Annotated in this window: 11 protein-coding genes; 7 read left to right on the top strand and 4 right to left on the bottom strand. The window is 68.9% G+C overall.

Annotation, left to right across the window (positions count from 1 at the left end; genetic code table 11):
* Nucleotides 1-24: 24 nt before the first annotated feature.
* Both LDL49_RS29355 and LDL49_RS29350 read right to left on the bottom strand, forming a co-directional pair.
* Nucleotides 25-849 (bottom strand): carbohydrate ABC transporter permease, encoded by an 825-nt coding sequence (locus LDL49_RS29355; protein WP_225295522.1) that lies wholly within the window; start codon nt 847-849, stop codon nt 25-27.
* Complete coding sequence (locus tag LDL49_RS29350; RefSeq protein ID WP_225295520.1) at nt 849-1,802, bottom strand: carbohydrate ABC transporter permease; 954 nt, start codon at nt 1,800-1,802, stop codon at nt 849-851. Before LDL49_RS29350 ends, LDL49_RS29355 begins: the two co-directional genes overlap by 1 nt.
* Before the next feature lie 191 nt (nt 1,803-1,993).
* Between LDL49_RS29350 and LDL49_RS29345 the strand changes: the two genes are divergently transcribed.
* Entirely contained in the window at nt 1,994-3,085 is a 1,092-nt protein-coding gene (locus LDL49_RS29345) for a LacI family DNA-binding transcriptional regulator (RefSeq protein ID WP_225295519.1), read from the top strand.
* The gene (locus LDL49_RS29340; RefSeq protein WP_225295517.1) at nt 3,073-3,552 is read left to right on the top strand and encodes a glycoside hydrolase family 71 protein; all 480 of its coding nucleotides are present in this window, start codon (nt 3,073-3,075) and stop codon (nt 3,550-3,552) included. Before LDL49_RS29345 ends, LDL49_RS29340 begins: the two co-directional genes overlap by 13 nt.
* An 82-nt stretch (nt 3,553-3,634) precedes the next feature.
* On the opposite strand, the gene LDL49_RS29335 is transcribed toward LDL49_RS29340, so the two are convergent.
* Nucleotides 3,635-5,365 (bottom strand): DUF1996 domain-containing protein, encoded by a 1,731-nt coding sequence (locus LDL49_RS29335; protein ID WP_225295515.1) that lies wholly within the window; start codon nt 5,363-5,365, stop codon nt 3,635-3,637.
* Between the two features lie 608 nt (nt 5,366-5,973).
* Between LDL49_RS29335 and LDL49_RS29330 the strand changes: the two genes are divergently transcribed.
* The 3 genes from LDL49_RS29330 to LDL49_RS29320 all read left to right on the top strand — a co-directional run bounded on the left by LDL49_RS29330 (nt 5,974) and on the right by LDL49_RS29320 (nt 9,285).
* A complete protein-coding gene (locus LDL49_RS29330; RefSeq protein ID WP_225295513.1) occupies nt 5,974-7,053 on the top strand; it encodes an NAD(P)H-dependent amine dehydrogenase family protein in 1,080 nt (359 codons plus the stop codon).
* The gene (locus tag LDL49_RS29325) at nt 7,050-7,556 is read left to right on the top strand and encodes a carboxymuconolactone decarboxylase family protein (protein WP_225295510.1); all 507 of its coding nucleotides are present in this window, start codon (nt 7,050-7,052) and stop codon (nt 7,554-7,556) included. Before LDL49_RS29330 ends, LDL49_RS29325 begins: the two co-directional genes overlap by 4 nt.
* A gap of 106 nt (nt 7,557-7,662) precedes the next feature.
* Nucleotides 7,663-9,285, top strand: coding sequence for a GMC oxidoreductase (locus LDL49_RS29320; RefSeq protein WP_225295508.1), 1,623 nt, complete (start codon nt 7,663-7,665; stop codon nt 9,283-9,285).
* A gap of 268 nt (nt 9,286-9,553) precedes the next feature.
* Here the strand turns inward: LDL49_RS29320 and LDL49_RS29315 are convergent, their stop codons facing one another.
* Nucleotides 9,554-10,618, bottom strand: a complete 1,065-nt coding sequence (locus tag LDL49_RS29315; RefSeq protein ID WP_225295506.1) for a trypsin-like serine peptidase — start codon at nt 10,616-10,618, stop codon at nt 9,554-9,556.
* Between the two features lie 148 nt (nt 10,619-10,766).
* On the opposite strand from LDL49_RS29315, the gene LDL49_RS29310 reads away from it, so the two are divergent.
* Both LDL49_RS29310 and LDL49_RS29305 read left to right on the top strand, forming a co-directional pair.
* Nucleotides 10,767-11,966, top strand: coding sequence for a DUF1266 domain-containing protein (locus LDL49_RS29310; RefSeq protein WP_225295504.1), 1,200 nt, complete (start codon nt 10,767-10,769; stop codon nt 11,964-11,966).
* Between the two features lie 155 nt (nt 11,967-12,121).
* Complete coding sequence (locus LDL49_RS29305) at nt 12,122-12,628, top strand: hypothetical protein (protein ID WP_225295502.1); 507 nt, start codon at nt 12,122-12,124, stop codon at nt 12,626-12,628.
* Nucleotides 12,629-12,650 lie beyond the last annotated feature (22 nt).

Genomic DNA, 12,650 nt, shown 5'->3' with positions numbered 1-12,650 from the left:
GGATTCGGAAGGGGGGTGGACTGACTAGCCTTTGAGGCCGCCGGCGAAGCCCTTGATGATGTGCTTCTGCAGCGCGAAGTAGACGACCAGGATCGGGATGACACTGATCACCAGGCCGGCGAAGATGAGCGGCCACTGGGAGACGTACTGGCTGACGAAGCCGTAGATGGCCACCGGAGACGTGGTGTTGTCGCTGCCGCCCAGGTAGAGCAGCGGCGTGAAGAACTCGTTCCAGATGCCGACGGCGTTGAGGATCACCACGGTGCCGGTGACCGGCCGCAGCAGCGGGAAGACCACGGTGACGAACGAGCGCACCGGGCCGCACCCGTCGAGCAGCGCCGCCTCTTCGTAGTCGAGCGGCAGCTCGCGCAGGAACATCGTGTAGAGGAACACCGAGAACGGCATCTGCTGCCCGACGTTGATCAGGATCACCGACCAGAGCGAGCCGAGCAGGCCCAGGTCCCGCATGGTCGCGTACAGCGGGAGCAGCGCCAGTTGGCCCGGGATGAGCAGGCCGCCGATGACGAAGTAGAAGGCGTACCGCGACCAGCCGCGGGTCACGCGGGCCAGCGGGTAGGCGGCCAGTGCCGAGAAGGCGATGATCAGGACGACGCTGACGGCCGTGATGGCGAAGCTGTTGACCAGGGCCGCGCCGAGGTCGGCCTGCGTCCAGGCCTGCGCGTAGTTGTCGAGCGTGGGCGGGAACTCCAGGGCCAGCGCGCTGGTCTGGCTGTCCTGCGGCTTCAGCGAGACGTTGAGCAGGCCGACGAGCGGGACGAGGAACAGCAGGGCGAGCAGGATCAGCATCGTCTCGCGGCTGAGGGTCCGCCAGGTGTAGCGCGCGTGCATCAGGAGGTCTTCCTCTGCGTCAGGCGGAACTGGACGGCGGCGAGGACCGCGATGACCACGGTCATGACGACGGCCAGCGCGATCGAGAACGGGAAGTCGCCCAGCAGGAAGGCGCTCTTGTAGATCGCCGTGGAGATGGTCTCCGTCGCGGTGCCCGGCCCGCCGCCGGTCATGGCCATCACCTGGTCGAACTGCTTGAGCCCGCCGATCAGGCAGAGCATCACGTTGATCACGACCGCGCCGTTGAGCAGGGGGAGTACGACGCGGCGGAACTTGCTCCACGCGCCCGCCCCGTCGATCGTCGCCGCCTCCAGCACCTCGGCCGGAATCGCCTGCAGTCCCGCCAGATAGATCACCATGGAGTAGCCGGAGAACTGCCAGACGATCTCGGCGACGATCGCGTACAGCGCCGTGTCCGGGTCGCCGAGCCAGTCGTGCGCCAGCGCGCCGAGGCCGACGGTCCGCAGCGCGTCGTTGACGGCGCCGCTGGGTGACAGCAGGAAGCTCCATACGTAGCCGGCGACCAGCGGCGTGAGCACCACGGGCGCGAAGAAGATCACGCGGAGCACGTACCGGCTCCTGACCACACTGTTCACGCCCAAGGCCAGCAGCAGCCCCACGAGGTTCTGCGCCACGGTCGCCGCCGCGGCCAGGAGCAGGGTGTTGACCAGGGCGTCGCGGGCGGTCCGGTCGGAGAAGACCGCGGCGTAGTTGTCCAGTCCGACGAACGACCAGACGGGCCGCAGTCCGTTCCAGTCGGTGAAGGAGGACAGCGCGCCGTTGGCGCTGGGGACGACGACGATGAAGAGGTACACCGCGAGCGCGGGGATGACGAACCACCAGGGAGCGCGCACGCCCGCCCCGCGCCGGGTCTTTCCGGTCGGACCGGGAGGCGCCTGCGCGGTGGGCTCCCTCACGGCCGGCGGTGTCGTCGTCGCATGGGGCAAAGCCACGTGTGACTCCTCTCGCAGATGTTCGTGTCCGCTGCTCGGCTGCTCATCGCTGTGAATCGATTCACAGTAGTTCGGGGACACTACGCGGCGCCCAGACCTGTGTCAACGGTCGAGCGGCACGCTGCGTGAATCGATTCACGGCTGCGCTAGGCTGGCGGGCGTGCCCGACCGACCTGACAGTGAGGAGTCCGATGTCCGCTGGCTCGGTGCCGAAGCGGTCGAAGGCTGAGGATTCCGTCGCCACGGTCGCCGATGTCGCGGCGCGCGCCGGGGTCTCGCGAGCGACCGTCTCCTACACCTTCACCCAGCCGAACCGCGTCTCGCCGGAGCGGCGGCAGCGGGTTCTCGCGGCCGCCGACGAACTCGGCTACGTCGGCAACGACGCGGCACGGCGGCTCCGGGTCGGCCACAGCCTCGCGCTCGGGTTGCTCCTGTCCAGCACGAGCAACCCCGTCTACGCGGAGATCGCGGCGGGCGCCGAGGCGGAGGCCGCCGCGCACGGCCGCTTCATCCTGGTCGCCAACAGTGATGAGAGCCTCGATCGGGAGCGCGCGTACATCAACTTCCTGGAGTCTCAGCAGGTGAGCGGGGTGCTGGCCGTTCCGGTCGGCGATGTTCCCGAGGAGCTGCTCGGGCTGAGGAGGCGGGGGACGCCGTTCGTCCTCGTCGGCGTCGCCGAGGGGCCGCACAGCTATCCGGCGATCTCCGGCGACAACGAGCGGGGCGGCTACCTCGCCGCCTCGCACCTGCTCGCCCAGGGCCGACGTCGCCTGACCTTCGTGGGCGGTACGCATCCGCACGTTGACCTGCGGCTGGCGGGAGCCAGGCGGGCGATCGCCGAGTCCGCGGAGCCGGCCACGCTCGAGGTCGTCCGCGTGCCGGTCCAGACCGCGAAGACCGGTGAGGAGGTCGCGCGGACACTGCTCGAACGCCCGAAGTCCCCCCTCTCTGAGGGAACGTCCCGCTTTCCCGACGGCATCGTCGCGGGCAATGACCTGCTCGCGCTGGGCCTCCTGCACGGGCTCATCGTGGCGGGGGTGCGCGTGCCGGAGGAGCTGTCCCTCGTGGGCTATGACGACATAGAGTTCGCCGATTTCGCGATCGTGCCGCTCACGAGCATTCGGCACCCCTCCGCGGCGCTCGGCGCCAGTGCCGTCCGGATCCTGCTCGGTATCGAGGACGAGGAGGACACGAGGGGGCGTTTCGAGCCCGAGCTCGTGGTCCGCGCGACCTCCCTACCTCTGGCGACACCGGCTTCACCATCGTCCCGATGCCCGACATGACGTCGTTGACCGCCGACGCCCCGACGCTGGCCGCCTCCCTCGCCGAGCTGGCCGCGTCGAAGTCGATCTACCGCCTGGCCGACGGCCGCGTCGTCGTGTCGCCGTTGATCGTCCGGGACACGGTCTACCTGACGCACCGCACCCAGCCGGCCGCGGCCAAGCCCATGGGCGGCCAGACGAAGCTGATGGCGCCCCGCTCGGGCACCAGCACGCCCAGGGACAGCGTCGAGATCCTGTCGTTCCTCACCGGCGCCGCGACCGTGAACGCCATCGTCGGCGGCACGGCCAAGACCTACCAAGTCAGGGCGGGCCTGCAGGCCCAGCTCTATCCGCTGGCCAACGGCACCAACAAGGTCTCGGTGGTCCGCTCCGGGACGACGACGGCCACCGTCACCTCCCCGTGGACCGTGGTGGCCGCTCCCGTGGTGCAGGACCTGCAGTACCACGCGGTCAGTAGCGGCCGCTGACCGCGGAAGGGCCGCCCGCGGGAGTCCTCGGGCGGCCCTTTCGCGTTCCTCCTTCCGGCCGGTCAGCGATTCCTGCCGGTCGTCAGCACCTCCTGCCGCTGTTGATGCATCGGACGACGTTGTTCATGAGCTGCTTCGACATCACCTCGATGGCACCCGCGTGGTCGGTGTTCGGGCTGTTCCCTTCGCTGGGGGCGCTGTCCACCATGAAGGGGACGTTCGTACCGTCGGGCTGGGTGTTGGACACGTCGTCGTAGACGAGCGTGACGCGCAGCTGCGGCACCGCCTGGGTGTCGGCCGGGCAGGCTCCGTTCTCGTCGGGGAAGACGACGTGGGTACGGTGGTCCGCGCTGTCGAGGTTCTGGCCGTCCCAGCAGCTGGGCATGTCGAAGACACGCATGAGCTTGCTGCCGGACGGGCAGAGCGGATACTTGTCGGTCAGCCTGTTGGCGAAGCCGGTGCAGCTCCACGTGGGCCGGGCGTTGGCCGCGTCACCAGGCGCGTCACTGGGTGCGGCACTGGCGGTGTCACTGGCCATGTGACTGGCCGTGTCAGTGGGCAGGTCAGTGGGCACGTCGCCGGCAGTGTCGCTGGGCGCGTCACTGGCCGTGTCACTGGGCCCGCCGCCGCTCACCGCCTGCGCGTCGCCGGTGATCAGCCTCAGGAACTGAGGCGCCGCCGTGACCTTCGACATGGCGTTGCCACGGAACTGCAACTGCACCAGTGACGGCCGCACGGCGTTGCCGTCCGCCCCGCCTACCCGCAGGACCGGCCAGAAGTAGGTCGACCTGTCGGCGCGGATGCGGCAGGTGGTGTCCGAGGCGGCCAGGCTCTCGTTCGTGGAGAAGGCGTCAGTGGACACATTGCCCACGTAGTCGTTCTGCTGCCGGCCACCCTTGGCCACACCTGGAGCGGTGATGACGTTGTCGCTGTTGGCGTGACCCTCCTGGGGCGTGCCGCACCTGGAGACGAAGGTGCCGCTGGAAGCGGTCCTATGCTGCTGCTGCACGGGGTCGACCGACTGGATGTCGACGAAGTCGTCGGCCGTCGGCCCGGACGCCGCCGTCGAGCTCGCGCTCGCGCTCGGCTTCGAGGTCGCCGCGCTGCCGCCGTTGCCGAGTTTGCAGGTGGCCAGGCCGTCCAGTCCGGTGGGGCGGTCGGCGACTCGTCCGATGGCGGTGGCGATGCGGTTGATGGTGGCTGTTCGTTTGTCGGCCAGGGGGCCGAGGATGGCGTTCTGTACGAAGTTGGGGCCGCCTTCGCCTGCTGAGGTGATGAGCCGCTTGTTGGCTTCGTCGATCTGTGTTTGCAGGAGTTTGAGGTTACGGTCGACTTCGGCTTGGGCCTGGGCGGGAATGTCGGGCAGCTTGCCCGCTACGTCCGGGCAGGTGATCTTGTTCCCGCCGGTGGCGGGGGGTGTGGTCGCGTTGTCGGACGGCGGCGATGTGGGGGGCTCTGAGGCCTCAGGGTCCTGCGTGGCGGGGGCGGTCGCGCTGCCGCCGTTGCCGAGTTTGCAGGTGGCCAGGCCGTCCAGTCCGGTGGGGCGGTCGGCGACTCGTCCGATGGCTGTGGCGATGCGGTTGATGGTGGCTGTTCGTTTGTCGGCCAGGGGGCCGAGGATGGCGTTCTGTACGAAGTTGGGGCCGCCTTCGCCTGCTGAGGTGATGAGCCGCTTGTTGGCTTCGTCGATCTGTGTTTGCAGGAGTTTGAGGTTACGGTCGACTTCGGCTTGGGCCTGGGCGGGAATGTCCGGCAGTTTGTCGGCCACGTTCGGGCAGGTGATCGTGTCCGCGCTGGCGGACAGGTTCACCATGTTCCGCGACTGCCCGGATAACGGGCCACCCGCCAGAACGAGGGCGACACCTCCGACCAGGGAAACCACTCCCAGCCATGGCCTGAATGGCTTGCTCCCCGAGGCATTCGCCATACGGAACTCCTCCCGGATTGATGACGTGGGCGGGAAAGCCCGCTTTTCACCAGATACGGGGGCACCGGCGGCATGGTTCACCCGAGAGGAGAAATTGCAGGTCAGAGCGGCGATTCGGGCTTGACGGCGAAGACTTCGCCGGGAGTTCGACCGGCTCGATGAGGTCTCCATGAGCCCATCAGTTATAGGGGACTGCCGTAGGTGAGGGAGTCGTAGTGCTCTTTGTGCGCGTCGGGGACGCTGAAACTCGAGCCGACTTATTGGAAGGACGCGTTCGAGCTCGATCGCGGTATTCCGGGCGGTCGCCGAACAGTGCTCAGGCGCCTACTCCGGAGAATGTCCCGTGATATCGCCGGACCTTTTACCTGCCCATTCCGAGCGCCGGTCGGCCGATGAAACGTTGCATTTCGGCGTGGCGGGGGCCGGGGCGGTGCCGGGCGGCCGGTGTCGCGATGGCTCTATGCACCTAACCAAGCGCTTGCTACGCTCCGCTCATGCTGTCCACGATCGTCTGGGGCACCGGCAATGTCGGCCGTGCGGCCATCCGTGCCGTCGAGGCTCATCCGGCGCTGAGACTCGCGGCCGTACTCGTCCACGATCCCGGCAAGGTCGGCCGCGACGCGGGCGCGCTCGCCCGGCTCGGCCACGATCTGGGGGTCGCGGCGACCGACGACGTCGACGCGGTGCTGGCCGCCGGTCCCCGCGCCGTCGTCTACGCGGCGTCCGGCGACATCCGCCCCGACGAGGCGCTCGCCGACATCATCAGGGCGATCCGCGCCGGCGCCGTGGTCGTCACCCCCTCCTTGTACGCGCTCTATGACCAGCGCAACGCCCCGCCGGAGCTGCGGGAGCCGGTGCTGGCCGCCATCGCGGACGGCGGCGGCTCGCTGTTCGTCTCCGGCATCGACCCGGGCTGGGGCAACGACGTGCTGCCCCTGTTGATCAGCGGACTCGGCGGCACCGTCGACGTGATCCGCTGCCAGGAGATCTTCGACTACTCCACCTACGACCAGCCCGACTCGGTCCGGTACCTGGTCGGCATGGGCCAGCCGATGGACTACGAGCCGCCGATGATCGCGCCGACGGTCCCGACCATGGTGTGGGGCGGGCAGGTACGGCTGATGGCCAGAGCCCTCGGCGTCGAACTCGACGAGATCCGCGAGAGCCGCGACCGGCGCCCGCTCGAGTCCACGGTGCGTACGGAGACGATGGGCGAGTTCGACGCCGGCACCCAGGGCGCGGTGCGCTTCGAGGTGCAGGGCATCGTCGAGGGCGAGCCCCGCATCGTCATCGAGCACGTCACCCGCATCCACCCGTCCTGCGCGCCGGACTGGCCGACGCCGCCCGACGGCCACGCGGCGCACCGGGTGATCATCGAGGGCCGCCCGCGCATCGAGGTCACCATCGAGGCCACCGACGAGGACGGCAACCGCGCCGCGGGCGGGAACGCCACCGCGGTCGGCCGGCTGGTGAGCGCCATCGACTGGCTCGTGGAGGCCGGACCCGGACTCTACGACGCGCTCGACGTTCCGCTGCGCCCCGCGATCGGCAAACTCGGGAGGAAACAGCCATGAACCTCGACATCCCCGAGGGAAAGGACGCGATCGAGTACGTCTGGGGTGAGATGGTGCCCGGCATCGGGACCGCCGCCTCGCACTTCTCCCTGTCGGTGTACGCCCACACGACCCTCGGGCTCCGCGAGTTCGAGGCGGCACGGCTGCGGATCGCGCAGATCAACGGGTGCGCCTTCTGCCTGGACTGGCGTACCGAGCGGGACGGGCAGAAGGTCGAGGAGGAGTTCGCCGACGCGGTGACTCAGTGGCGCACCACCGACGCCTTCGACGACCGCACCCGGCTCGCCGCCGAGTACGCCGAGCGGTACGCCCTGGACCACCATGGCCTCGACGACGAGTTCTGGACCCGGATGACCGCGCACTACAGCCAGCTCGAGATCGTCGAGCTGAGCATGAGCATCGGCTCCTGGTTGGCCTTCGGGCGGCTCAACCACGTACTGGGCCTCGACACCGTGTGCCGGCTGCCCAGTGGGCCCTCACCCGCCACCCGGCGGACCCGCTAGCCCTTCTCCAGGCTTCACCAGGTTTTTTCGGGCTTCACCAGGCTTTTCCAGGCGCGAGCTGCAGCAAGAACCCTGTTCTCATCCCGTCGAGAGTAAGGAACATCGGATGAGTGACAACACCCCGGGCGAGGCCGGTTCCAGAGGTGTCTCGCGTCGTGGATTCATCGCCGGAAGCGTGGGCGCTCTGGCCCTCGCGGCCCACCCCACCGCAGCTCAGGCGGCGGCCGGTCCGATCGCCAACGGGGCCCATGTCCAGGCCCTGGTGATCGGCACCGGGTACGGCGGCTCCGTGGCGGCACTGCGTCTCGCCAAGGCGGGCGTCGACGTACACATGATCGAGATGGGTATGGCCTGGGACACCCCCGGCTCCGACGGCAAGATCTTCTGCAGCACGCTCGCCCCGGACAACCGCTCCTACTGGTTACGTACCAAGACCAAGGCGCCCCTCAACTACTTCCTCGGCTTCCCGATCGACCGGGACATCTCCCGCTACACCGGGGTCCTGGACGCCGAGGAGTTCAGCGGCATCACCGTCTACCAGGGCCGCGGCGTCGGCGGCGGCTCGCTGGTCAACGGCGGCATGGCGGTCACCCCCAAGCGGGAGAACTTCGCCGCCATCCTCCCCTCGGTCAACGCCGACGAGATGTACAACACCTACTACCCGCGGGCCAACGCCGGTCTCGGGGTCGGCACCATCCGTTCTGCCTGGTTCGACTCCACCGACTGGTACCAGTTCGCCCGCGTCGGCCGTAAGCACGCCCAGCGGTCCGGCTTCCCGTTCGTCTTCGTACCCGACGTGTACGACTGGAACTACATGGAGCAGGAAGCAGCCGGAACCGCCACCAAGTCCGCCCTGGCCGGCGAGATCCTCTACGGCAACAACTACGGCAAGAAGTCACTCCAGAAGACCTACCTCGCCCAGGCCAAGGCCACCGGCCGGGTCACCATCTCACCGCTGCACAAGGTCACCTCGGTCACCCCGGCGGCCGGTGGCGGCTACACGGTCGTCATCCAGCAGATCAACACCACCGGTGACACCACGGCCACCAAGACCGTGACCGCGGACCGGGTGTTCTTCGCCGCCGGCAGCGTCGGTACCAGCAAGCTGCTGGTCAAGCTGAAGGCCACCGGCGCGCTGCCCAACCTGAACAGCGAGGTCGGCAACGGCTGGGGCGACAACGGCAACGTCATGTGCGGCCGCGCCAACCACCTGTGGGACCCGACCGGCGCCTCCCAGTCGACCATCCCCTGCGCCGGCATCGACAACTGGGCGACCGGTGGGGCGTTCGCCGAGGTAGCGCCGCTGCCCACCGGGATCGAGACCTTCGCCTCGTTCTACCTGTCGATCACCAAGAACCCGAACCGGGCCCGCTTCTCCTGGAACGCCACGACCGGTCAGGTCGATCTGAACTGGCAGACCGCCTGGAAGCAGCCGGCCATCGACATGGCCAAAACGATCTTCGACAAGATCAACGACAAGGAGGGGACGATCTACCGGACCGACCTCTTCGGCATCTACAAGGTCTGGGGCGACCACCTCACGTACCACCCGCTCGGGGGCGCGGTCCTGAACAAGGCCACCGACAACTACGGCCGGCTGACCGGCTACGCGGGGCTGTACGTCATCGACGGCTCGCTGATCCCCGGCAACACCAGCGTCAATCCGTTCGTCACCATCACGGCGCTCGCGGAACGGAACATCGAGAAGATCATCGCCACTGACTTGTAGTGAGCGGCGAGTGATCGAGTGTCGGGGGATCGGGATCGGGTGATCGGATGATCGTTCCGTCTATCGGTCGGTCGGTCTATCGGTCTGTGGGCCGGTCGGTCGAAAAGGGGCTGCGGTCTGCCCGCCGCGGCCCCTTCCCCGCTCGCTGGCCCTCGCCGCCTTTACGCGATTGAGGGGTCGTTCGTTTGAGCGAGCGGTTGACCGGACCGCATGCCGACCCCGCCGTCCGGTGATGTACGGGCGGGGCCGGGAGTCCGGTTTCGGGGGATCAGGTGGCGTTGGTGTTCTGCGCGGCCTGGTAGACGGCCATCGCCTCGTTCCCGAAGAAGGGACCGAACATGAAGTCCGGGGCGAAGTCGTACTTGAAGCTGTTGACGGAGTTCAGCCAGCCGAGCCCGGTCGACTCGTTGAACCCCTGGAACCACGGGCCGCCGCTCGCCCCGCCGGTCATGTTGCAGCGCAGCCCCTGGTCCCTGGTCATGACGGTGTCGTTGAACGCGCGCCCACTGCAGTAGATCAGCCTGGAGCCGTCGAACGGCGGCGCCGCCGGGTAGCCGAAGGAGAACATCTGCCGCTGCCTCGGCTGGTTGAACGCCACCCCCTGCCCGCCCACGACGTCGGTCAACGTCCGTCCCTGCAGCGGCGCGACCACGACCGCGGCGATGTCGAAGTTGATGTCCTCGTTGGCGTTCCACTGCTGCGTGGTGAGCATCCTGGTGGCCACCCACGTGCCGAACGGCCGCCGCCCGTTGTCGAAGCCCGGGATGAACACCCAGTTGCGGTGGGCCGCACCGTCGATCTTCACGCAGTGCCCGGCGGTCATCACGACGCTCTCGTTGGCGCTGGTCACCGCCGTACCGGAGCAGGAGGCGTTGCCGCCTTCGGCGGTGGTGAAGAAGACACGTCCGGTGGTACGCACGACGGCGCCGCCGTCCGTCCACCGGAGGCCGGGGCTGTTGGGCACCCGGGCCCCCTTCTGCGCGGTGGAGGCCGAGGCGGTCTGGACGCGCGCCGCGCCGCCGCTCGTCCACGGGGTGCGCTGGGTGATGGTGGCCGAGGCGCCGCGGGTCGCCCACGGCGTCCCCTGGGTCGGGCCGCCCGACCGATTACCACGTCGCGGCGTGGGCGTATCCAGTGGCCGCGCCGCCAGCGTGCGCTGCTGCGTCCAGTACTGCAGGACGTTCCTGCGTTCCGACGAGGAGTCCGTGGCGGACCACCTGACGGGCCTGGGGTCGAGGCCGGTCCCGCTCCTGGCCTGGGCGGCGCCCGCTGGGACCAAGGCGCCTGCCACGGTGAGCGCGACAGCGGAGAGCAGGGCGACTCTGCGGTGCATACATACCTCCCGAAACCGGAATCTGCCGTCAGGAGGTACGTATGGCAGCCGCCATCTTCCTCAAGCTATGCGCATTCGGGTATGGCGGCATTTGCCGCATAGGAGGCGGATCAATGCCTCCTGAGGCCGTGCTTCACAATGTGATGCCATGGATCTCGCCGCCCCCGAGGCTGTATGGCAGGCGCCCACCGACGTCGAACGTGCCCTGTACGAGGCCAAGACGCGCGGCGACTGGGCCGCGTACTTCGACGTCCTCGCGGGCACGGATCTGTATCACGCGATGTCGCGCGCCCAGGCCGACGCCAAGCCGGGCTGGCTTCACTACAACGCCGCATACTGGGGCCCGAAGCCGGGAAGTCCGCTGAGTCTCGCGTTCGTCACCGAGGGGATGCTTCCGGCGCCCGTGCCCGACCCGGTCTTCTTCGAGGTGGACCTGGGGAAGCTTGTCCAGGATTGGCCCCGGGACGACGAGTGGCTGGCCATCAACCCCGGCACCCCGTGCGAGGCGTTCTTCCCCGCGACGGCCGTCCACCGGCAGACGTGGCGTCGGCATGCCGACCGGATATCCAGCACGCGCCGCAATCAACTGCGCACGCTGTGGGTCGGGGGCGCGCTGCACGGCGACGTCGCTCACGGCCTCGCCTGCGGGGCGCTGCTCTGTGTGAACAACGCCTCCCTCTGGAACGCGATGGGCTGGCACGGCACCGGCTACGTCCGTGAGCGCAGACGGCTGGAGGAGTGGTGGGAGATCACCAGCCGGGAAGGGTGGCGGCATGCCCAGGAGACGCTGCTCAAGGGCCGGATGAGCAGTTCGGTCTGGGGATTCGTGCTGGGGATACGAAGCACCCTCGCCCGCGACTTCGGCGGCGCGGTCGAGGTGGACCACTGGCGTCAGGTGACGTCACGGGTCATACGGCACCGCGCCGCGGAGGACGCGACCACCTCTGACTCCGAGACGGAGGCCGAGGTCGCCGGAGCCCAGCGGCTCATCGGGCGGATCCTCCGCTACGAGGCCCGATTCCGTGCGGACGGGCTGCTTCCCGCAGGCGGGTTCGTCCGCACGGTGGAGGCGTGGGACTACGGGCGGGCTTCGAAGATGGCCCGCTGGGGGCTCGGCGCCCGCTACTGCGACCTGGCGGAGGCCGAAACGGCGGTCCGCCACGCCGGCGCGGTCAGCCGGATCAACTACCGCTCGTGGGAAGAGTTCTCGGCCGCCTACATCCTGGGCCGCTGCCTCCACTTCGACGAGGAGGAGTTCGGCGACTGGTACGGAGAGATGCTCAACGCCCACCGAATTCTGACGACCGACCCGAACAGTCCCTGGCTCAACATCCCCTTCAGACGATGAAAGCGATCTGACCCCAAAACCGCTGGTCACCGAGCGCCGAGCAGACGGCTTTAGAGCCCGTCCGCTCGGCGCTCGGCGTTTTGACGCCTCGATGACATCACAGTGGGCGACTCAAGGCACTTGAAATGACGTCATCATGGCGTCATAGTTGCGTCATGGATCTGGCGCCGTACGTAGACCACCTCCGCCGCGAACTCGCGACCACCGCCCGAGCGGGCGGCGATGACGCCCGCGCGATCGCCGAGCGTCTCGCCGCGGCACTCGAACCGGCCACCCGGCTCGCCCTCCTGGAGGCGCTCTCCGCCGCCGCGGACGAGATCACCCGCGATCTCGCGCCGGGCTCGGTGGAGGTGCGCCTGCGCGGCCGCGAGCCCGGCTTCATCGTGACGCCACCGCCCGGCGGCCAGCCGCTCGGGGACACGGGCGAGGCCGGGCCCGCCAGGGCGAGCGACCCAGGTGCCAGAGCGGACGAGGGCGGGACGTCGCGGATCTCGCTCCGCGTCCCCGACCACCTCAAGCCGCGCATCGAGGAGGCCGCCGCCGGAGAGGGGCTCTCGGTCAACACCTGGCTGGTCCGCGCGGTCTCCGCCGCGCTCGAACGCGACGGGAGCCGGCATCGGGGCTCCCAGACCGTTCGGAGCCACACCGGCTGGGTGCGCTAGCCGGGCTCACGACCACACGTTC

Source organism: Nonomuraea aurantiaca, from assembly GCF_020215705.1.
In the GTDB taxonomy this organism is placed as follows: domain Bacteria; phylum Actinomycetota; class Actinomycetes; order Streptosporangiales; family Streptosporangiaceae; genus Nonomuraea; species Nonomuraea aurantiaca.
Note: the sequence above shows the minus strand (reverse complement) of the source record. Positions and strands in the feature narration are given on the sequence as shown.